The sequence below is a fragment of the Conyzicola nivalis genome, assembly GCF_040548875.1.
Taxonomy (GTDB): domain Bacteria; phylum Actinomycetota; class Actinomycetes; order Actinomycetales; family Microbacteriaceae; genus Conyzicola; species Conyzicola nivalis_A.
The window spans coordinates 1,731,555-1,751,768 of sequence record NZ_JBEPSJ010000001.1 but is presented as its reverse complement, the minus strand read 5'-3'; the positions used below and the strand labels follow the sequence as shown (position 1 = coordinate 1,751,768).

The following is a 20,214-nucleotide window of genomic DNA, read 5'->3' as shown; positions in this document are numbered from 1 at the left end:
TCGGTCTCTCACCACACAGCTTCTCACCACACAGAAAAGGGAACACGATGAGCACGATCTTCATCACGGGAGCCTCCTCCGGCATGGGCAAGGCGACGGCGAAACTCTTCGCAGAGAGGGGCTGGCAGGTCATCGCCGCCTCACGCAGCATCGGTGACGACGTCGAACTCGCCGCGATAGAGAACATCGAGACGGTGACGCTCGACGTGACCGACCCGCGGCAGATCCGCTCGGTCGCAGCCGACATCCTCTCCCGCTTCGATGTCGATGTGCTCTTCAACAACGCCGGCGCCGTTCTCTTCGGGCCGGTGGAGGAATACACCGACGAACAGCTCGACGCTCAAATCGCCGTGAACCTTCTCGGCCCGATCCGCGTGACCCAGGCGTTCCTGCCGCACTTCCGTGAGCGACGCGGCGGCACGGTCATCAACACCACGTCGCTCACGGCGATGCTTCCGGCGCCGTTCATGTCCGTCTATTCCGCAGCCAAGGCGGGACTCGAGCGCTGGAGTTTCGGCCTGAACCTCGAACTCGACGAGTTCGGCATCCGGGTCAAGACGATCGTGCCCGGCATCGTCGACACCAATCTGATGGTCGCCGGCACCGTCGTCCAGAGCGACGCCTATGCGGTCCACCTCGGAGAGGTCTTCGCGGCATTCGGAGACCCGGCGACCGCCGAGCTGTTCTCCACGGCCGAAGGAACGGCCGCCGTAGTCTTCGGGGCCGCCACCGACGGAAAGACGCGTGTCCGCTACCTCACGGATGCGACTGCGAAAGAGTACGTGGCGATGATGGTCGGGTTCGGCGAAGAGACGACTCAGGCCTTCGCATCCACTGTTATGTTCGGCTGATCGTGTCGGTCTTCCACAGCGATCTCGCGATGGGCCGTTTCCTCCCGCCCGTCGACATCGGACCGCGCCTGGCGCGACTGGCGAACCGCATGCCGGTGCGCTCACCCGCGCCGCCACGCGACATGATCGTCACCGATCTCAGAATCCCCGGACCTCAGGGCGCGCCCGAGGTGAGCGTTCGCATGTACAGGCCGACGGCGGCGACGGGTGACATCCCCGTACTCGTGTGGATGCACGGCGGGGGGATGATTCTAGGAAACCACCTGTCGGAGGAGGACTCGAATGTCGCCTTCGCGCGCGAACTCGGCATCGCCGTCGTCTCGGTCGACTACCGTCTGGCGCCGCAGTCGCCCGCGCCCGCGGCAGTCGAGGACTGCTACGCGGTGGTGGAGTGGCTCGTCGACAACGCCGCCGAGCAGGCCATCGATCCGCAGCGCATCGCTCTGGGCGGCGCGAGCGCTGGTGGGGGACTCGCAGCGGCCACGGCTCTCGTCGCTCACGACCGCGGCCGCATCCCGCCCGCCTTCCAGCTCCTCGTCTACCCCATGCTCGACGACCGCACGGTTCTCCGCACGGATCTGGACACCCGACACGCACGCTTCTGGCGACCGGGAAGCAATCGCTACGCCTGGAGCGCGTATCTCGGTGAAGAGGCAGGCGGTGCCGACGTCTCCCACTACGCGGCGCCGGCTCGCCGCACGGATCTGTCGGGGCTGCCTCCGGCATGGATCGGCGTGGGCACCCTCGACCTGTTCCACTCCGAAGGCGTCGACTATGCCGAACGTCTTCGGCGAGCCGGCGTGCCCGTCGAGCTCGTCGTCGTCGAGGGCGCGTTCCACGGATTCGACGTGCTGTTCGATAAAAAGCCGGTGTCACGCCGCTTCTGGGAGGCGCAGCGCGATGCACTCGGATATGCCCTGAGATAGGGTCGGGTAATGTCCAAGCGCGAGATCCTGATCGCGGCGGCCCTCACGCTTCTCGAACGGGAAGGCTCGGCGCAGTTCTCGACCCGGGCCGTGTGCGCCATCGCGGACGTGACGGCGCCGACCCTGTACCACCACTTCGGCAGCGCGGACGGCCTGCTGAGCGCTGCCGTCGAGGAAGCGTTCAGGCAGTTCCTCGACGCGAAGGTGGCAGCGGCCGGTGCTACGGCGGATCCGGAGACGGCGCTGCGTGAAGGGTGGGACGACTACGTCCGTTTCGCTGCCGACCGTCCGCTGATCTACGCCGCGATGATGGCCCGGCTGTTCCAGGGCGTCGAGATACCTGCCGCCCGACAGGCGTTCGCCATCGTCGCGGAGCAGATCTCCGCGCTCGAGGCGGCCGGCAGGCTTCGACTTCCCGCGGGGGAGGCGGCTCAACTCGCGTGGGCCTCGGTCAACTCCGCGGCGATGCTCTACGTCACCGCGGCACTCCACGTCTCGGACTACCTGGGCGCGCCTGAGCCGTCGGTCATCGAGTTCCTTCGGGAGCGCGCTCTCGAGGACCTGTGTGGGCCGACGGGCGATGTTCGCTAGAGGGCGTCAGGAACGGGGCATCCGTTCGGGATCGCCGACGCTGCGCCGACTCAGGGCACGATCGAGTCCACGTAGCCGCCGTCGACGCGCACCGCGGCACCCGTGGTCGCTGAGGCGAACCGCGAGCTGAGGTATACGACCAGGTTCGCGATCTCCTCCGGCTCTATGAGGCGCTGCAAGAGCGACTGCGGACGATGCTTGATCATGAACTCGTGCTGCGCCTCGTCCCACGGCAGCGCCGGGTCGACGAGTTCGTAGACGAAGTCCTCGACGCCCTTGGTGTGAGTCGGGCCGGCGATCACCGAGTTCACCGTGACGCCGGTTCCCGCGGCCTCCTTGGCGTAGCCGCGGGAGACGCCGAGCAGGGCGGTCTTCGACACCCCGTAGTGCACCATCTCGGTCGGGATGACGATGGCCGAGTCGCTCGCGATGTTGAGCACCCGTCCCCAGTGGCGCTGCATCATGCCGGGGAGGTAGAGGCGGGTGAGGCGCACGGCGGTGAGCACGTTGACGTCGAAGTAGCGTTTCCACTCTTCGTCGTCGATCTCGAGCACGGGCTTCGCGCCGAAGATGCCGAGGTTGTTGACGAGGATGTCGACGTCCGGCACGACCTCGAGGGCCGTCGCGCTGCCCTCCTCTGTGCTGATGTCGGCGACGAGGGCGATCACGTCCGCTTCGGGCACCGCAGCGCGTAGCTCGGCTATGCCGCGCTGCACGCTCGACTCGCTGCGGCCGTTGACGACGACCCGGGCGCCCGCCGCGGCGAGCCCCGTCGCGATGGCCAGGCCGATTCCCTGCGTGGATCCGGTGACGAGTGCGGTCGTGCCGTCGAGATCGATGTTCATGATTCGAGCCTAGGCGGATGCTGCGTGCTCGTGTCGATCACGATGAGCCACGTCGACCGACAGGCGGTTGGGGTAATGCAGACTGCGCGGCGCGAACTACAGGATCGTCGCCCACGAGGTGACGACGAGCCAGGTCTGGAACGCGCCCATCGGGATTCCGGCCACGGCGAGCCCGATGCCCCACCACGCGAAGGCGCGGCCGTGGGGCGCGTCGCCGTCGAGCTCGGAGCGCCGTGCCCGCCTCAGCGCCTGTACGCCGCGTGCGATCGCCACGACGGTGGCGAGCAGGAAGGCGTTGAGCGCGAGGGAGATGATTCCGAACGTGAAGGCGGTCACGGCCGGGGCGATCGACTTCCAGGTCGGCTTGTCAGAGACCTGCGGCGAGTAGGGGATGCCGGCGAGGGCGCGACCGGCCGGCTGCACATTCGCGGTCCAGCTCTGCCCCGACCACCAGCGCTCCGTTCCGGGGAACTGCGGGTCGGCGTACCAGCCGGGCGGCGGAGTGAGGGCGGGCGTCTCGGTCATGGGGATCCTCGGGTCGATCGCTGGGGAAGCTGGGGCGACCCAACGTTAGCGGTCGTAGCGCCTTTCGTGATGCATTATCTCGTTTAACGTCGCTTCGACAGGATGACAGCACTCGCTGCACGGTCCTACGATCGGGCATGGAGATCATCGACATCGAGAGCATCGCCGCCACGGTGGGCGGATCAGCACGATTCGAGGGCGACGGGCACGGGTCATCCGTCTCGTTCTTCGTCGTTCGCAACCAGCCGGGAAAGGGAGCCGACAAGCACCGGCACCCCTACGACGAGACGTTCGTCATCCTCGACGGCGACATCGAGACGATCATCGACGGAGAGGTGCGGATGCTCCGTTCCGGAACCATCGCGGTGGTGCCTGCTGGCGCGTGGCACGAGTTCAAGAACCGCTTTGACCACGTGTCGTTGATGGTGAACATCCACCCGTCGCCCCGCATCATCCAGGAGGACTGGGCCGACCTTCCCGGCTGAAGGCGGGTTATCCACAGGCCGCCCGAATTCTTTGCCCGTTTTCGCGGGATCATCACCACAGACCACACTGCTCGCTTAGCGTCGTGCCCGTGCCGGGATCCGACAAGACAAGAGGAGCAGAGTTGTGAACAGTTCAAAAACCTCGTCCCGCGCGTCGCTGTGGCGGTCGCAGAAGACGGTCGTCCTCGCGGCGATCGCGGCACTCACGATCACCGCATCGACACTCACGGCCAGCCCGGCACACGCCGCGGGTGTCGATGCGGCCGCCGTCGAGCAGGTGCTGCGCGATGCCGGCGCGGTGACCGACGTGGCGTCGGCTGGCGCGCCGAAGCTCGCGAGCCCCGATGCGGCCGGAGGCGCCTCACCGGGGCTTCCGGCGCCCGCCACCAAGAGCGCCGCGAGCGTGTCGATCAAGACGGGCCTGACCGTGCCGTCGGGCGAGAGCACGCTCAGCATCACCCCCGTGATCGACGGCAAGGCGGGCGCGGCCAAGGCGCTCAGCCCGTCCGGGCTCGCCGTCTACGCCAACACGTCCGACTCGACGATAGCTCTCAGCAAGGCCAGCACGGGCGGCAACGCCGGCTACGCCGTGATCACCGGACCAGACGCGCCCGCCGCCTACCGGTTCGCGTTCGCGGTCGACGGCAAGCCGGCGGTGCTGTCGCCGAGCGAGGGCGGAGGAGTCGACGTTCTGACCGCGGACGGAACTTTCGTGAACGCGGTCGCCCCGGCGTGGGCGAAGGATGCGACGGGGGCCGAGCTGCCGACGTCGTACTCGGTCAACGGCAACATTCTCACCCAGACGGTCAGCCACGAGGGTGCCGCCTACCCCGTGGTGGCCGATCCGCGGGTGCGCTGTGACAGCCTGTGGTGCACCCTGGAGCTGACTCGTGGCGAGACGCGCAGTCTCGCGGCCAACGTGCTCTACGCGGGTGGGCCGTGTGCGGTGTTCGGGGGTGGCGCGCCGGTCTGCGTGTCGGTGCTCACCGGGGCGTGGGCGATGGCCAGCATCGCGCTCTCCCGGGGCGAGTGCATCGGCTACCGGGTGTGGAAGGCCAACTTCGTCTCCTACCCGCACCCCGCGTACATCCGGTGCTATGCCTGACGTGGCGATGAGAGGATCGGACACGAGAATGCGGCCAACGGCGTTCGACGAGGCCAGCCGACAGACCTACGGGCGCCTGTACTGGACGATCACCGGCCTGCTCTTGTTCGCGACCCTCGCGGCCTGGCTGTGGGGCGAGCGCTGGATGCAGACGACGGTGGGCGTGACCGCCCTCGGCTTCATCGTCGTGGTCGGGGTCATCAACCACCGACGAATGAACCGCATCGTTCGAGAGAGGGAGCGGGAGGGCCACTCCGGGGCCGGCCCCGACGGCGGCTGACAGCGACGGGCTCCTCCCGCATGGGGAGGAGCCCGTCGCTAGTTCAGGCGGTCAGACGCGGTCGCTGCGCGCGGCGCTCGCCGAGTCGTGCGCGTCGACCGGGGCTTCCGAATTGGCAGCATCGACCGCGGGGATCGCGGCTGTGGCCAGAGCCACGCTCGATGCGCCGTCGACCTCGAGCGACTCCGGCAGGATGTCGCGCTCGATCGTTGTCGCCAGCGGCTTCTCCTTCACGAAGCAGAGCAGGATCACGGCGACGACGACGAGCGGCACCATGTACAGGAACACCGGAGTCAGCGCGTCGTTGTACGAGCCCACGATGATCTCGCGAACCGCATCGGGCAGATCACGAACGATCGCCGGGGTGAAGGAGTTCGATCCGCCGCCGTCGGCCGCGCCCGCGGGCATGCGGTCGGCGAGCAGGTCGGTGAGGCGTGCGACGAAGAGGCTGCCGACGATCGCGGCGCCCAGCGACGCACCGATCTGGCGGAAGTAGTTGTTCGACGCGGTCGCCGTCCCCACCTCGCGCACCGGGAACGAGTTCTGCACGATGAGGATGAGGATCTGCATGCTCATGCCGAGGCCGAGCCCCATCAGGGCGAGGAAGGAGCACAGGATCCAGATCGGCAGCGTCGGTGTCATGGTCGACATCAGCGCGAGGGCCACGGCGACGATCGATGTGCCGACGATGGGCAGCCACTTGTAGCGGCCGGTGCGGCTGACGAGCTGGCCGGAGACGATCGACGAGACGAGCAGTGCCGCCATCATCGGGATCATCAGCAGGCCGGCCTCGGTCGCGTTGACGCCGGTGACCATCTGCAGGTAGGTGGGCAGGTAGGCGAGAGCGCCGAACATCGCGATTCCCGTGATCAGGCCGGCGATGGTGGTGAGGTTGAAGTTGCGGTCCCTGAACAGGTGCAGCGGCATGATCGGCTCTGCGGCGGTGCGCTCCACCATCACGAAGGCGATGGCGGTGACGACGAAGCCGGCGATGAGCCCGATGATGACGAGCGAGTCCCAGTCGTAGGTCGTTCCGCCCCAGGTGGTGACGAGCACGAGGCACGTGGAGGCGATCGCGAGCAGGCCCATTCCGGTGAAGTCGATGCGCGGCTTGTCGTGGGCGACCTTCGGCAGCTTGAGGAACACGACGGCCGAGACGATCGCGAGGATGCCGAGCGGGATGTTCATCCAGAAGGCCCACCGCCAGCCGATGCCCTCGGTGAACCAGCCGCCGAGCAGCGGTCCGGCCACGGAGGAGAGCGCGAAGACGCCGCCCATGATTCCCATGTACTTGCCGCGTTCGCGGGCAGGCACGACATCGGCGATGATCGCCTGCGACAGGATCATGAGTCCGCCGCCGCCGAGGCCCTGGATAGCACGGCCGGCGATGAGCCAGGTCATGTCTCCGGCGAGGCCGCCCACGACGGAGCCGGCGATGAACAGGGCGATGGCGCCGATGAACAGGCCCTTGCGACCGATCAGGTCGCCGAGCTTGCCGTAGACCGGGAGCATGATCGTCGAGGCGAGGATGTAGGCGGTCGTGACCCACAGCATGTGGTCGACGCCGTTGAGCTCGCCGACGATGGTCGGGAGGGCGGTAGAGAAGATGGTCTGGTCGAGCGACGCGAGCAGCATCGTGACCATGAGGCCGGCGAAGACCAGCAGGATGTTGCGCTTCATCGCCGGATCGCCCATTGGTTGCGCTGTGGGCTGCGCTTCGGTGTGTGCGGTGCTCATTGGAGTTTCTGTACTACCTCTCTGACGAGCTCGACGGCTCGTTGTTGCAGAAGTTCGGGGTCGGGGTCGCTGTGGGTGGCAGCGAGTTCCATCACGGCGACGCGCACGGCGGCCCCGCAGATAGCGAGCATGAGCTCGGCCGTCGGGGCGTCGGCGTCGGCGAATCGCGCGTCGCGCGCGAGGATCGCGCCGACCGCGTTCGTGAGCCGCTCCGCCATGCGCGTCATCTGGGCGAACTGGCGGCCCATGAGCTGCGGATGCCTCGCCACGAGTTCCAGACGGGTGGCACGCACCTCGCGCTCGGCGATCGACGTGCCCAACATGGTGACGATGAGTCGCACGATCGACTCGACCGGGTCGACATCGGGATGCGCCGCGATGTGTCCGGCGATCGCCTCGTCGGTGATCTCGACGTCGCGGAGGCCGAGTATGGCGTCTTCCTTGCTGTCGAAGTAGTTGAAGAACGTGCGTGGGGAGACGTCGGCGAGGTCGCTGATCGCATCAACGGTGGCGTTCTCGAGTCCGTCGCGCATCACGAGCGTGACCGCGCACCGCTCGAGGCGCTGACGCGTCTCGATGCGCTTGCGGTCGCGCAGGCCAAGGGTCTCGGAGGTCATGGGACTATTATTGCGCCATCAGCAAACTTACGCAAGTGCAACTTTGCAGAACTGCAAAGAACGTCGCGTCGACGTCGTGCAGTCGTCGTCGTCCAGCGGCCGTTGACGGCGCGCGGCGCGACCTCTTACCGTGGAGCGCAGAACCGGAGGTGTGGAATGACCACTGTGTACTCGTCCGCGTCGATGTCGCTCGACGGCTTTATCGCCTATGACGACGACAATCCCGGCCCCCTCTTCGACTGGTACCAGACCGGCGACGTCGAGATGACGACCGCGTCGGAATCGGTCGCCTTCCGCCTGACGGCCCACTCGGCCGACTATCTGCGCGAGCAGACGGCGCGGCTCGGCGCGCTCGTAGTGGGGCGCCGGCTGTTCGACGTCACCGACGGTTGGACCGGGACGCACCCGTGGGGCGTGCCCGTCGTGGTCGTGACACACGAGGCGCCGGCCGACTGGAACTATCCCGGTTCGGACCACTTCCACTTCGTCGGCGGGGTCGCGGAGGCGGTCGCTAGGGCGAGGGGGCTGGCGGGCGAGCGCGACGTGTGTGTCGCCGCCGGAGACATCGGCACGCAGGCCCTCGAGGCCGGTCTGCTCGACGAGGTGCGCATCGATCTGGCGCCGGTGGTGCTCGGCTCGGGTCGCCCGTACTTCACGGGCGGGACGTCGTGGATGCTCGGCGAACCGACCACGCTGATCCAGACCGCGCGGGTCACGCACCTGATCTTCCCGGTTCAGGGCGCGGCTGCTCGCTGAGATGTCCACTCCCGACCGCGCCGAAGCGCTCGCCGATCTGGAGCGCGCGGCGGCGGTGCCCGGGTGGCTCGCCGAGCAGGTCGAGGCGGATGCCGCGGCGGACCGCTTCTCGTTGTGGGGACGCTCCACCGTCGTCGACGAGAACACGGGCTCGCCGGTCATCTCGGAGGCGCTGTTCGCCGAATTGCACCGCATGGCGGGGCTCGACGCCGTGTGGCCGATCGGCAATGCGGGCTTGCTGCACGTCTACGGCTATCTGCTCTCGACGGTCGACACTCCGTACGGTCGCAAGCGTGACCGCTGGCTCGGCGGGGGAGTCGCCCGGGCCTTCGGCCTGCCGGACGACGCGTTCGCTCCCTGGTTCGTCGCACCGTGGTTCGTAGCGTCTGCGGCGCGCGACTCGACGCCGTTGGAGCGCGTCGTCACGGTCGCGATGCCCTACGTCGAGGATCCGGCGGGTGGAGATGCGACCCTGATGTGGGTCGACGAGCGTGGGCCGGGGCCGGCGACTGACACCCACGACACCTTCGCCCGCACGGTCATCGTGCAAGCCCGGTCGGGAGCGACCGCGCTGCTCTACGCGGTCGGAACAGGGGGCTCCTTGTTGCTTGTCACGCTCTTTCCGCTCGCTTGGTCTGCATCCGATCGCGACGGCGCCGCCTGGCTGGCGGCGATCGAGGCCGGTGTGCCGCGACTGCGGTACAACGCGATCGACGGGCGGAACGTGGCATCCGCCCAACTCGTCGACCGCCGGGTGTCGCGCCGCGAGGGCTGACGAAGCACACGTCGACGGCGCGCAGCGCGTCCGCACGCATCACCCCGCTCGCCCGCGCGGCGGCGAGATCAGCGAGCTGGTCGCTGATCCGCCTGATGGTGCCCATCGCGGTGTCCATGCCAGAATCCTGACGAGGGCCACCGACATTGGAGCGCACCTGTAAAAAGCCGATCAGGCAGCATTTTCATGTGGAGAATACCGGCAACCGCCCGCCTGTGGAGGAGAGGGCGACCGGATGCTACAGGTCGATCGATTCGCCGGGCGCGAGCACGAAGAACTCGCCGCCGCCGAGCGTGGTGGCCGTCTTGATGCGCCCGTTGTTCATGTCCTTGCCGATGGTCGAGAGCACCATCTCGTGAACGGGGAAGGAGCGTTTCGGCGCGACGGCCTCGACGTAGTCCATGACCTCGCCGATCTTCAACCATGGGGCGGCGGACGGCACGGCCAGTACGGCGACCGGCACGGACGGCACGGTGAAGGCGTCGCCGGGGTAGAAGAGGATGCCGTCGACCATCACGCCCACGTTGTCGATGACCGGGATGGACGCGTGGATGACGGCGTGCCGCTCGCCGAAGAACTTCAGATCGAAACCGCCCGCCATGATCTGGTCGCCGTCGGTCACGACGGTGACGGGATAGGCGGATGCGGCGATCGCGACACCCTGCGGACCGTAGATGCGCGCATCGGGGTTCATCGTGAGGATGCGGTCGAGCTGTTCCGGGGTCCAGTGGTCGGGGTGCTCGTGCGTGATGACGATGGCGACGACGCCGCGCAGCTCGGTCATCGGGGTGGTGAATGCGCCGGGATCGACGACGAGGGTCTCACCCGCCTTCTCGATCACGAGATTGGCGTGTTCGTGCTTGGTCAGCTTCATGTCACGACCATAAACCCGAGGGTCTGCGAGAGGTTGACCCATATACCCCCCGGGGGTATCCTATTGACATGATCGACGAAATAAAGAAGCGCGCGCTGCACCGCACCAAGATCCTCGAGGGGCAGATGCGCGGCCTCGAGAAGATGATCGACAACGAGGACTACTGCATGGACATAATCACGCAGTCGCTCGCGATCCAGAAAAGCCTCCGCAGCCTCAACAAGCTGCTCGTCGAGAACCACCTACGCACGCACGTGGCCGACATGTTCGCCGCCGGGGGAGACCAGCAGGACATGGCCGTCGCCGAATTGCTCAAGGTGTACGAACTCAACAACAACAGGGGAGAGTAGAAATGCAGCACGACCATTCGGTCGCGGCCGTTCCGGAGGCGGTCGACGCTTCGACCCATTCGACAGGCTCAGGGCAGGCAGGCTCAGCGACCGGGCACGACCACCACGACCACGCTTCGACAGGCTCAGCGACCGGGCACGACCACCACGCCGGGCACGACCACGGCGATCACTCGCACCACGATCCGGCGCAGTTCCGTCGTAAGTTCTGGCTGAGCCTCGTGCTCACCATCCCGACGCTCGTCTTCTCCACCGGTCTGCAAGACATCCTCGGGCTCGACGGGCCGCGCTTCCCAGGCAGCCAGTTCATCCCTGCCGTGTTCGCGATCACCATCTTCTTCTACGGCGGTCTCGTCTTCATCCGCGGCGGCATCCAGGAGCTGCGGTCGCGGCAGCCCGGCATGATGACGCTGATCTCCCTCGCGATCGTCGTCGCGCTGGTCTACAGCTTCGCGGTGCTCCTCGGGTTCCCCGGCATGGACTTCTGGTGGGAGCTTGCCACCCTCATCACGATCATGCTGCTCGGCCACTGGGTCGAGATGAGCGCCATCATGGGCGCGCAGAACGCGCTCGGCGAGCTCGCAAAGCTGATTCCGGATGAAGCGGACCTCAAGCACGGCGACCATGTGATGACCGTTCCGGTCGCATCGCTGAGCGTCGGCGACCTCGTGCTCGTGCGCCCCGGCGCCGCAGTACCGGTCGACGGCGAGGTCACCGAGGGCGCATCCGACGTCAACGAGTCCCTGCTGACCGGCGAGTCGAACGCCGTCTCCAAGCAGCAGGGCGCGGGCGTTATCGCCGGCAGCATCAACGGCTCCGGAGCGCTCACGGTGCGTGTCACGAAGACGGGCGACGACACGGCGATCGCCGGCGTCATGAAGCTGGTCGCCGACGCGCAGGCCAGCAAGTCGGGTGCCCAGGTGCTCGCCGACCGCGCCGCTGCACTGCTCTTCTACGTCGCCGTGGCCGCGGCCGTGATCACCCTGGTCGCCTGGACCCTCATCAGCCCCGACGACCCGGCCTTCGTCATCGAGCGGGTCGTCACCGTGCTGATCATCGCCTGCCCGCACGCCCTCGGCCTCGCGATCCCGCTCGTCGCCCAGCTGTCGACCGCGATCGGCGCCCGCAAGGGCCTGCTGATCCGCAGCCGGGCCGCGCTGGAAGACGCCCGCAACATCCAGGTCGTGCTCTTCGACAAGACCGGAACCCTCACCGAGGGCAAGCAGGGCGTGGCGACGGTCCTGGCGGTCGGCGGGGCGTCGAGCGGAGACATCCTCTCCCTCGCCGCGGCGGTCGAGGCGTCGTCGGAGCACCCGATCGCCCGCGCCATCGTCACGGCGGCGCAGTCGCTCACGGTTCCCCGCGCCGAGGAGTTCGAGTCGCTCGCCGGTCGCGGCGCATCCGCCCTCGTCGACGGCCGCCGCATCACGGTCGCCAGCCAGCGGGTCGTGATCGAGCGCGGACTCATGCTCGACCCGGATCTCGTGCTCGCGAAGAAGGAGGCCGCCGGGCGTGGCTCCACCGTCGTGTTCGTGTTCGACGAGACCACCGTGCTCGGGCTCATCGCCCTCGCCGACGTGATCCGCCCCGAGTCGGCGGAGGCCGTCGCAGAGCTGCAGAAGAGCGGCGTGCGCGTCGCGATGCTCACCGGCGACTCGCGCGAGGTCGGCAACTGGGTCGCCGCGCGTCTCGGCATCACGGAGGTGTTCGCCGAGGTGCTGCCCGGGCAGAAGGCCGGTGTCGTGGCCGAGCTGCAGAAGGACGGCACCCGCGTGGCCATGGTCGGCGACGGTGTGAACGACGCTCCCGCGCTCGCGCAGGCCGACGTCGGCATCGCGATCGGGGCGGGCACGGATGTCGCGATCGAGTCGGCCGGCATCGTGCTGGCCTCGAGCGACCCGAGGGGTGTGCTCGCCGCGTTCCGGCTGTCACGGGCGACCTACCGCAAGATGCAGCAGAACCTGTGGTGGGGCGCCGGCTACAACGTGGTCGGCATACCGCTCGCCGCGGGCGCGCTCTTCTTCGCGGGCATCCTGCTGTCGCCCGCCGTCGGCGCGATCTTCATGTCGGTGTCGACGATCGTGGTGGCGCTGAACGCGCAGCTGCTGCGGCGGGTGAAGCTGTAGGGCGGGCCGGCACGCTCGAAGCTCGACCGCGAGTTGTCGCTAACGGGGGTACCACGCGTGGAGATCGCCCCGTTAGTGACAACTCGCGCGGGGTGCCACAATGAACCGTGCCGACATCGAAGCCGCTGACGATTGTCGTCGCCATCAACCCGTCCGCGTCGTTCGGCAAGAGCCGCGAGGTGGGGCCGGCCGTCGTCGCCACGCTCCGCGCCCTCGGGCACCTCGTCACGAGCCTCACCGAGCCGGACTTCGAGCAGTTGCGTGACTCGGCCCGCCGTGCGATCGCGAAGAAGCCCGACGCGCTCGTCGTCGTCGGCGGCGACGGCATGGTGAGTCTCGGCGTCAACCTGCTCGCGCACACCAAGGTGCCGCTGGGCATCATCCCCTCCGGCACGGGCAACGACATGGCGCGCGGGCTCGGCATCCCGGTGGGCAACACCGAGGCCGCGATCGGCGTGCTCGTCGATGCCCTCGCGCGGCCGGCCCGCGCGATCGACGCGGGGCGCATCCGTCACCTCGACTCGGAGACCGGCGAGGAGACCACCACGTGGTTCGCCAGCGTGCTCTCGGCCGGCTTCGACGCGATCGTCAACGAGCGAGCCAACCGGCTGCGCCACCCCCGAGGCAAGAGCCGGTATCTCCTCGCGCTCGTGATCGAGCTCGCGCGGCTGCGCCCGATCCGCTACCGGCTGGTGCTCGACGGGGTGGAGACGGTGACGGATGCCGCGCTCATCGCTGTAGGAAACAACCAGTCGATCGGCGGAGGCATGCGCGTCACACCGAACGCCGTGGTCGACGACGGCCTGTTCGACGTGCTCGTGGTCACTCCGCTGTCGCGGATCGCGTTTATGCGGGTGTTCCCGCGCGTGTTCGCGGGCACCCATCTCACCGACCCGCGCGTCACCGTGCACCGGGCGACGCACGTGCGCATCGAGGCCGAGAACGTCGCCGCCTACGCCGACGGCGAGCGGGTGTCGCTGCTTCCCGTCGACGTCGAGATCGTTCCGGGGGCGCTCCGCGTCCTCATGCCGTAGCCACCGAAAGCGGATTGGCTACGCCGGGTGTCGGCGGATGCTGCGAGCATGGAGCCATGCCCCCAGAGATCCTGCGTTACGCCGCGTTCACCTCCACGCCCGAGGGAGGCAATCCCGCGGGCGTCGTGCTCGATGCGGCCGCGCTCGACGACGCCGACATGCAGCGCATCGCGGCCGAGGTCGGCTATGCCGAGACGGCCTTCGTCACAGAATCCGCGGTGGACGAAGACCCCCGCCGCAGCCGCCTGCGCTACTTCTCGCCGATCTCCGAGGTGCCGTTCTGCGGTCACGCGACGATCGCCACCGCCGTGGCCCTCGCCGCGCGCGACGGTGAAGGCGCCTTCGACTTCGAGACGCCGGTCGGCGCGATCACCATCGAGACGTCCCGCATAGGCGGGCAGCTCACCGCGGCGTTCACGAGCGTCGAGCCGGAGGTCGTCGACATCGACGGAGACGTGCTCGACAGCCTGCTCGCACTGCTCGGCGCCACCCGTTCCGATCTGCACCCCGAACTGCCGCCACGCATCTCGTTCGCCGGCAACCGGCATCCGGTTCTCGTCTTCTCCTCCCGCCGGTTATTCGACTCGTTCGTATTCGACCCGGCGGCCATGCGCTCGCTGATGGACACGCAGGGCTGGGCCGGCACCGTCACCACGCTGCGGGTCGTGGGCGATGCGGAATTCGAGGCCCGCAACCTGTTTCCGGTCGGGGTGATCACCGAAGACCCGGCGACAGGTTCCGCCGCGGCATCCGTCGGCGGCTACCTGCGCGCGCTCGGCAGACCGCCGGGGCGCGTGGTCATCCACCAGGGCGCCCACGTCGGCCGGCCGAGCCTTCTGACGATCGACATCCCGGCTGCCGGCGGCATCGTCGTCAACGGATCGGCCGTGGAGATCGCATGAATGGTGCAGCTCAAATGAGCAGTGGGGATCGCATGAAGACCGTGACGACAGACGTGCTCGAGATCGCGTTCGAACAATGGGGCCCCGACGACGGAGCACCCGTAGTGCTGCTGCACGGCTTTCCGTACGACGTGCGTGCCTTCGACGAGGTCGCACCGGTTCTCGCCGACGCCGGCCACCGGGTCATCGCGCCCTACCTGCGCGGCTTCGGCCCCACCCGCTTTCTCGACGACGCGACGCCCCGCTCGGGGCAGCAGGCAGCCATCGGCGCCGACCTGATCGCGCTGCTCGACGCGCTCGACATCGACCGGGTGGTACTCGCGGGCTTCGACTGGGGCGGACGCGCGGCGTGCATCGTCGCGGCCCTGCGGCCCGAGCGGGTGACCGGCCTCGTCACCGTCGACGGCTACACCGTGCAGCACATCGCCTCGGCCAACGAACCGGCACCTCCGACGTGGGAGGCGACCTACTGGTACCAGTACTACTTCCACGGTGAACGCGGCAGGCTCGGACTCGAACGCAACCGCGACGAGCTGTGCGAACTGCTGTGGCGCAACTGGTCGCCTACCTGGAACTTCACGCCCGAGACCTTCGCCGCGTCTGCACCCAGTCTGCACAACCCCGACTTCGTCGACGTGGTGATCCACTCCTACCGGCACCGCTTCGGCCTGGTCGAGGGAGATCCGCGCTACGACGCTCTCGAGGCGGCGCTCGCCGAGGCCCCGCCGATCATGGTGCCGACCATCGTGCTGGAGACCGGCGCCGACGGCGTGCTCGGCGGACCCGTCGACGACGACCGCGACCACTTCGTCGGGCCCTACGGCCAGGAACGACTCGACGGCGTCGGCCACAACGTTCCGCAGCAGGCGCCGCGCGAATTCGCGCGAGCCATCCTCGACCTGGCTACCGGCTCGTGACCCGCACCGCGCGTCTCTCCCTCGACCGCCTCTCGGCCGTCGACTTCGACGAGATGTGGAAGATCCACGCCGACCCGCTCACCAACGAGTTCAACCCGGCAGGCCCGCTCACCGACCGGTCGGCCGCGCAGCGCATGTTCGGAGAGTGGCTCGGTCAGTGGCACGAGCACGGGTTCGGCTACTGGTCGGTGCGCGACGACGAGGGGATCGTCGGCTTCTCGGGGATCCGCTACTCGACATGGAACGACCGCACGGTTCTCAACCTCGCCTACCGCTACACGCCGCGAGCGTGGGGAAAGGGGTACGCGACCGAGGTCGCGTGTGCCGCGGTCGACCTGTGGCGCGACGAGCACTCGGCGCATCCGCTCATCGCCTACACGACCCCCGCGAACATCGGGTCGCAGCGCACAGCGCTCGCCGCCGGGCTCGAACGACGCCCCGACCTCGACCGGGTCACTGGAGAAGCGCTCGGCGACGACATCGTCTTCGCGCTGGGCTGGTAGGAAGACGGGCTAGTGACTCAGGCCGGCGGCAGCCAGTACTCGCCGAGCCACTCGAGAAACTGCTGTGCCTCGTTGTCGGCGTGCTCGAGCCTCGCCCGGCCCGTGCGGGCGAAGAAGTCCTCGAAACCGTCCAGCTGCTTCAGCGACTCGTCGGAGAGGGAGCGGAACCCCATCGTCCATTGTGGAAACTGACGCGCCCCGATCTGCCGCTCGCGCATCTTGTGCACGCTGCGGTGCCGCGGGTCGGCGGCGATGATCTCGAAGCGCGCGAGTACCGTCGCGTCGTCTCCCTCGACGATCTGGATGAAGCGGTCACGATGGTAGAGGAGAGCCCCGGTGATTCCGTGGCGCGCGTTGTTGAGCCGCGACTTGATCAGCAGGTCCGCGATCTCGTCGTCGGTCATCGGCGTGGTGGCCACGCTGACGTAGGCGATCGAGAGCATGGCGTCCTCCGGTTCTCGTCGCGACAGACCCGCAGGAAGCGGCGAGACGCAGACAGTCCTATCGTCACACACGCGAGGCGAATCTCCCGATCCGGCGACCGCCTCGATCTGCCGACGGCGGAATCGCTAGGCCTCGGCCGAAGACTGCGCCACTCTGGACCCATGACAGCGACGCGCGTACTGGTCCTGGGTGGCACCGAGTTCGTGGGTCGTGCGTTCGTCGACGAGGCACTCGCTCGAGGGCACGACGTCACCGTTCTCAATCGCGGCACGCGCGCTCCGTCGGCCGGCGTGACCGGCCTCGTCGGCGACCGCACCCGATCGACCGGCCTCGACGCGCTCGGCGCGGGGGAGTGGGACATCGTCGTCGACACCTGGTCGTGGGCGCCGCGAGCGGTGACGGATGCCGCGGCTCGACTCTCCGGACGCGCCGGCAAGTACGTCTACGTGTCGAGCCGTTCGGTCTACGACGAGCCGGTCGCGCTCGCCGACGAGAGCGCGGCGGTCGTGGACGGCGCGGCCGACGACACCGGCTTCGACGACTACGCCCGCGCCAAACGTGGCGGCGAGCTCGGCACCCTCGCCGGTTTCGGCGATCGCGCGCTGCTGCTGCGAGCGGGACTCGTGCTCGGACCGCACGAGAACATCGGGCGCCTGCCCTGGTGGCTGTCGCGGATCGCCCGTGGCGGCGACGTGGTCGCGCCCGGACCGGCGGAAGCGGGCATCCAGTACATCGACGCCCGCGACCTCGCCGGGTTCGGTCTCGACACGGCAGCGACCGGCGCCGTCAACGTCGTGAGCCCGCCCGACACCACGACGATGCGCGACCTGCTCCAAGCGTGCGTCACCGCCACCGCCACCGGGAGTGGGGCACGGCTGCGCTGGTTCACCCCCGAACAGCTCGTCGCCGCCGGCGCCGAGCCGTGGATCGGGCTGCCGGTGTGGCTTCCGCCGGGTGCCGATGCGGAGGGCATGCACCGCGGCGATGTATCGAAGGCGGTTGCCGCCGGCCTCGCGATCAGGCCGCTCGGCGAGACCGTCGCAGACACCTGGGCGTGGCTGACGTCGATCGGGGGAGTCGCCCCACAACGACCCGACCGACCGGTGGTGGGGCTGCCCGAATCCACGGAGCGAGCGCTGCTCGACGGCCCCTTCTGAGCCCGGGCGAGATACGAGGGCATCTCGGTTTGTGAGTGCCCTCGGCGTATGGCATACTCATCTAGTTGCTTTCGGCCCCATCGTATAGCGGCCTAGTACGCTGCCCTCTCACGGCGGTAACACCGGTTCGAATCCGGTTGGGGTCACAACAGCCCGGTTCCCTTGTTCTACAAGGGGGCCGGGCATTTTTTATGCACGAACTACGCCCGGCGCGACCAGGCGGCGACGAGCGCGAGTAAAAACACATAGACTCACATCTATGGGAATTGCGGGATCGACGAACGAGCTCAGACTCCTCGCCGACCCGACGCGGTCACGCATCGTGTCGTTGATCAGGGACAGCCCGGATGGTCGCCGCATGGTCGGCTCGCTGGCGACGGACTTGAATCTCCGCCAGCCCACGGTCAGTCATCACGTCAAGGCGTTGTTCGACGAGGGGCTGCTCGAGCGCCGCCCCGAGGGCCGTTCCGTCTGGTACTCGATCGCCCCCGACCAGGCCGACCGCATATCGGAGGTTCTGCAGGGCACCTCCGATACCGAGATGACCGACGGGGTGCTCGAGCGTATCTCCCTGGATCTCGCGACGCGCTTCGCGGGCACGTTCGCTGCCGAGACCGTCGAACGCTTTGTGCGCGAAAGCCACGCGCTGCTCTCCGAGAAATCCCGGATCACCCGCCACCTGCCCTCGCTCACGTCTCGATTCGCCGTCGACCGGCTCACCGCTCTCGCGACGGAGGGCATGCCCCGCCTCGACCGCACACCCGAGGTGCTGTTCGTGTGTGTTCAGAACGCGGGGCGATCGCAGATGGCGGCCGGGATCCTCCGCCACCTCGCGGGCGATCGCGTGCACGTCAGGACGGCGGGTTCCGCCCCGGCCAACGCGGTGCGGTCGGTGGTCGTCTCGGTGCTCGACGAGATCGGGGTGCCCGTCGGGGGCGAATACCCGAAACCGCTGACCGACGAGGTGGTGCGGGCCGCCGACGTCGTCATCACGATGGGCTGCGGCGACGCCTGCCCGGTCTATCCCGGGCGTCTCTACCTCGACTGGGATCTCGAAGACCCCGTCGGACTCCCGCTGGCGCGTGTCCGCGCCATCCGCGACGACATCGAGGCCCGCGTCCGCGACCTCATCCCAAACCTGAAAGCGAACCCATGACCGACACACCCACCGTTCTCTTCGTCTGCATCCACAACGCCGGACGCTCCCAGATGGCCGCCGGCTACATGCGGGCGCTCTCCGGCGGGGCCGTCGAGGTGCGCTCGGGCGGCTCCGAGCCCGGCGACCAGATCAACCCGGTGGCCATCGCCGCCATGGCGGAGGAGGGCATCGACATCAGCGCCGGCCTCCCGCAGCTGATGACCACCGAGCAGGTGCGCGACTCCGACGTCGTCATCACCATGGGCTGCGGCGACGTGTGCCCGATCTTCCCCGGCAAGCGCTACGAGGACTGGGAGCTCGTCGACCCGAAGGGCAAGTCGATCGACGAGGTGCGTCCGATCCGCGACGACATCAAGGCGCGCGTCGAGGCTCTGCTCGCCGAGCTCCTCCCCGCGACGGCCTGAGGGCGTTTCACGCAACCCTTCGCAATCGGCCTTCCTCTCGGCTATACCGGAGTAGACCAACCGAACGGGAGAGAAATTGATCGACAAAGAGCACGACGCGGCCGACGAGTACCACGACGGCAACGAGCGCGACGTAGAGCAGAAGCAGTCGGAGACGACGCGGTCCGAATCGTCGCAGTCGAGTGAGGCGCTCAACGACCCCGAGATCGACGACGACGCGGTGAAGGTGCTTCCCGGCACCGGTGGCCCCGACGACGTGGGCGACATCGACGTGGATCCCGGAGAGATCCACCCCGAGGGCTGAATGCCGGCGTACGTCGCCCTGCTGCGCGGGCTCAATGTGGGCGGCAGAAACCCGGTCGGCATGGCCGACCTCGCCGCGTGCTTCGAAGACGCCGGCTACCTAGACGTGCGCACCTACATTCAGAGCGGCAACGTGCTCTTCACGACGGATGCCACGGGCGGACCGGCTCTCGAGACGGAGGTCGAGCGCATGCTCGAAGACCGGCTCGAGAAGCCGATCCTCGCCGTCGTCCGGTCGCGCGACGAGCTCGCCGAGATCGTGGCGGCGGCGCCGCCTGACCACGGCTCGCAGGCGCTGCGCAGTGACGTGCTGTTCCTGAAGCATCCGCTCACCCCTGACGAGGTGTTGGCGCAGATGCCGGACCTGCGCGAGGGCGTCGACGAGGTGGCCGCCGGCCCCGGCGTCGTCTACTTCTCCCGGGTCGCCGCGAGGGCGACGGAGACCCGCTTCACGCGCTTTATGGGCATGCCGGTCTTCCGGCGGATCACCATGCGCAACTGGCGCACGACCACGCGGCTGCTCGAGTTGCTCGACGGGCGCTGAGCGC

25 protein-coding genes and 1 tRNA gene are annotated in these 20,214 nt (G+C 68.3%); 20 read left to right on the top strand and 6 right to left on the bottom strand.

The window, feature by feature from the left end; translation table 11 throughout:
• Nucleotides 1-47 precede the first annotated feature (47 nt).
• Genes ABIE21_RS08610 through ABIE21_RS08600 form a run of 3 tightly spaced genes read left to right on the top strand, consistent with a single transcriptional unit; the run spans nucleotide 48 to nucleotide 2,368 of the window.
• Nucleotides 48-851, top strand: coding sequence for an SDR family oxidoreductase (locus tag ABIE21_RS08610; RefSeq protein WP_354024361.1), 804 nt, complete (start codon nucleotides 48-50; stop codon nucleotides 849-851).
• Between the two features lie 2 nt (nucleotides 852-853).
• On the top strand, nucleotides 854-1,777 hold the full coding sequence (locus tag ABIE21_RS08605; RefSeq protein WP_354024360.1) for an alpha/beta hydrolase: 924 nt from the start codon (nucleotides 854-856) through the stop codon (nucleotides 1,775-1,777).
• Between the two features lie 9 nt (nucleotides 1,778-1,786).
• A complete protein-coding gene (locus ABIE21_RS08600; RefSeq protein WP_354024359.1) occupies nucleotides 1,787-2,368 on the top strand; it encodes a TetR/AcrR family transcriptional regulator in 582 nt (193 codons plus the stop codon).
• A 50-nt stretch (nucleotides 2,369-2,418) separates the two neighbouring features.
• On the opposite strand, the gene ABIE21_RS08595 is transcribed toward ABIE21_RS08600, so the two are convergent.
• Both ABIE21_RS08595 and ABIE21_RS08590 read right to left on the bottom strand, forming a co-directional pair.
• Nucleotides 2,419-3,213, bottom strand: a complete 795-nt coding sequence (locus ABIE21_RS08595; RefSeq protein ID WP_354024358.1) for an SDR family NAD(P)-dependent oxidoreductase — start codon at nucleotides 3,211-3,213, stop codon at nucleotides 2,419-2,421.
• 96 nt (nucleotides 3,214-3,309) lie between these two features.
• A complete protein-coding gene (locus tag ABIE21_RS08590) occupies nucleotides 3,310-3,738 on the bottom strand; it encodes a DUF2510 domain-containing protein (RefSeq protein WP_354024357.1) in 429 nt (142 codons plus the stop codon).
• A gap of 137 nt (nucleotides 3,739-3,875) precedes the next feature.
• Here ABIE21_RS08590 and ABIE21_RS08585 point away from each other — a divergent pair, with 137 nt between their 5' ends.
• From ABIE21_RS08585 to ABIE21_RS08575, 3 genes are all read left to right on the top strand, one after another.
• On the top strand, nucleotides 3,876-4,223 hold the full coding sequence (locus tag ABIE21_RS08585) for a cupin domain-containing protein (RefSeq protein WP_354024356.1): 348 nt from the start codon (nucleotides 3,876-3,878) through the stop codon (nucleotides 4,221-4,223).
• Between the two features lie 124 nt (nucleotides 4,224-4,347).
• A complete protein-coding gene (locus ABIE21_RS08580; RefSeq protein ID WP_354024355.1) occupies nucleotides 4,348-5,328 on the top strand; it encodes a hypothetical protein in 981 nt (326 codons plus the stop codon).
• A gap of 28 nt (nucleotides 5,329-5,356) precedes the next feature.
• A complete protein-coding gene (locus ABIE21_RS08575; RefSeq protein WP_354024354.1) occupies nucleotides 5,357-5,608 on the top strand; it encodes a hypothetical protein in 252 nt (83 codons plus the stop codon).
• 51 nt (nucleotides 5,609-5,659) lie between these two features.
• Here ABIE21_RS08575 and ABIE21_RS08570 read toward each other — a convergent pair whose 3' ends face one another.
• Together ABIE21_RS08570 and ABIE21_RS08565 are read right to left on the bottom strand one after the other, a co-directional pair.
• Nucleotides 5,660-7,345 (bottom strand): MDR family MFS transporter, encoded by a 1,686-nt coding sequence (locus tag ABIE21_RS08570; protein ID WP_354024353.1) that lies wholly within the window; start codon nucleotides 7,343-7,345, stop codon nucleotides 5,660-5,662.
• Nucleotides 7,342-7,962, bottom strand: coding sequence for a TetR/AcrR family transcriptional regulator (locus ABIE21_RS08565; protein WP_354024352.1), 621 nt, complete (start codon nucleotides 7,960-7,962; stop codon nucleotides 7,342-7,344). The genes ABIE21_RS08570 and ABIE21_RS08565 overlap by 4 nt, the downstream gene beginning before the upstream one ends.
• 156 nt (nucleotides 7,963-8,118) lie before the next feature.
• Here ABIE21_RS08565 and ABIE21_RS08560 point away from each other — a divergent pair, with 156 nt between their 5' ends.
• A complete protein-coding gene (locus ABIE21_RS08560; protein ID WP_354024351.1) occupies nucleotides 8,119-8,718 on the top strand; it encodes a dihydrofolate reductase family protein in 600 nt (199 codons plus the stop codon).
• Nucleotide 8,719: 1 nt separating this feature from the next.
• Nucleotides 8,720-9,493 (top strand): amino acid deaminase, encoded by a 774-nt coding sequence (locus ABIE21_RS08555; protein ID WP_354024350.1) that lies wholly within the window; start codon nucleotides 8,720-8,722, stop codon nucleotides 9,491-9,493.
• Between the two features lie 238 nt (nucleotides 9,494-9,731).
• On the opposite strand, the gene ABIE21_RS08550 is transcribed toward ABIE21_RS08555, so the two are convergent.
• Nucleotides 9,732-10,367, bottom strand: coding sequence for an MBL fold metallo-hydrolase (locus tag ABIE21_RS08550; RefSeq protein ID WP_354024349.1), 636 nt, complete (start codon nucleotides 10,365-10,367; stop codon nucleotides 9,732-9,734).
• A gap of 68 nt (nucleotides 10,368-10,435) precedes the next feature.
• On the opposite strand from ABIE21_RS08550, the gene ABIE21_RS08545 reads away from it, so the two are divergent.
• From ABIE21_RS08545 to ABIE21_RS08520, 6 genes are all read left to right on the top strand, one after another.
• On the top strand, nucleotides 10,436-10,717 hold the full coding sequence (locus ABIE21_RS08545) for a metal-sensitive transcriptional regulator (RefSeq protein WP_354024348.1): 282 nt from the start codon (nucleotides 10,436-10,438) through the stop codon (nucleotides 10,715-10,717).
• 2 nt (nucleotides 10,718-10,719) lie between these two features.
• The gene (locus ABIE21_RS08540) at nucleotides 10,720-12,843 is read left to right on the top strand and encodes a copper-translocating P-type ATPase (RefSeq protein WP_354024347.1); all 2,124 of its coding nucleotides are present in this window, start codon (nucleotides 10,720-10,722) and stop codon (nucleotides 12,841-12,843) included.
• A gap of 107 nt (nucleotides 12,844-12,950) precedes the next feature.
• Nucleotides 12,951-13,877, top strand: a complete 927-nt coding sequence (locus tag ABIE21_RS08535) for a YegS/Rv2252/BmrU family lipid kinase (RefSeq protein WP_354024346.1) — start codon at nucleotides 12,951-12,953, stop codon at nucleotides 13,875-13,877.
• A gap of 56 nt (nucleotides 13,878-13,933) precedes the next feature.
• Nucleotides 13,934-14,779, top strand: coding sequence for a PhzF family phenazine biosynthesis protein (locus ABIE21_RS08530; RefSeq protein WP_354024345.1), 846 nt, complete (start codon nucleotides 13,934-13,936; stop codon nucleotides 14,777-14,779).
• Between the two features lie 32 nt (nucleotides 14,780-14,811).
• Nucleotides 14,812-15,696, top strand: coding sequence for an alpha/beta hydrolase (locus ABIE21_RS08525; RefSeq protein ID WP_354024344.1), 885 nt, complete (start codon nucleotides 14,812-14,814; stop codon nucleotides 15,694-15,696).
• Nucleotides 15,693-16,199 (top strand): GNAT family N-acetyltransferase, encoded by a 507-nt coding sequence (locus ABIE21_RS08520; protein ID WP_354024343.1) that lies wholly within the window; start codon nucleotides 15,693-15,695, stop codon nucleotides 16,197-16,199. Before ABIE21_RS08525 ends, ABIE21_RS08520 begins: the two co-directional genes overlap by 4 nt.
• Nucleotides 16,200-16,216: 17 nt before the next feature.
• On the opposite strand, the gene ABIE21_RS08515 is transcribed toward ABIE21_RS08520, so the two are convergent.
• A complete protein-coding gene (locus ABIE21_RS08515) occupies nucleotides 16,217-16,642 on the bottom strand; it encodes a BLUF domain-containing protein (protein WP_354024342.1) in 426 nt (141 codons plus the stop codon).
• A gap of 162 nt (nucleotides 16,643-16,804) precedes the next feature.
• Between ABIE21_RS08515 and ABIE21_RS08510 the strand changes: the two genes are divergently transcribed.
• From ABIE21_RS08510 to ABIE21_RS08485, 6 genes are all read left to right on the top strand, one after another.
• Nucleotides 16,805-17,800, top strand: coding sequence for an NAD-dependent epimerase/dehydratase family protein (locus ABIE21_RS08510; protein WP_354024341.1), 996 nt, complete (start codon nucleotides 16,805-16,807; stop codon nucleotides 17,798-17,800).
• Nucleotides 17,801-17,873: 73 nt separating this feature from the next.
• Nucleotides 17,874-17,946 (top strand) — tRNA-Glu (locus tag ABIE21_RS08505).
• A gap of 113 nt (nucleotides 17,947-18,059) precedes the next feature.
• Nucleotides 18,060-18,956 (top strand): metalloregulator ArsR/SmtB family transcription factor, encoded by an 897-nt coding sequence (locus ABIE21_RS08500; protein WP_354024340.1) that lies wholly within the window; start codon nucleotides 18,060-18,062, stop codon nucleotides 18,954-18,956.
• Nucleotides 18,953-19,363, top strand: a complete 411-nt coding sequence (locus ABIE21_RS08495) for an arsenate reductase ArsC (protein ID WP_354024339.1) — start codon at nucleotides 18,953-18,955, stop codon at nucleotides 19,361-19,363. The genes ABIE21_RS08500 and ABIE21_RS08495 overlap by 4 nt, the downstream gene beginning before the upstream one ends.
• Before the next feature lie 76 nt (nucleotides 19,364-19,439).
• Nucleotides 19,440-19,667: a hypothetical protein gene (locus ABIE21_RS08490; protein ID WP_354024338.1), complete on the top strand. Its 228-nt coding sequence runs from the start codon at nucleotides 19,440-19,442 to the stop codon at nucleotides 19,665-19,667.
• Entirely contained in the window at nucleotides 19,668-20,210 is a 543-nt protein-coding gene (locus ABIE21_RS08485; protein WP_354024337.1) for a DUF1697 domain-containing protein, read from the top strand.
• Nucleotides 20,211-20,214: the final 4 nt, after the last annotated feature.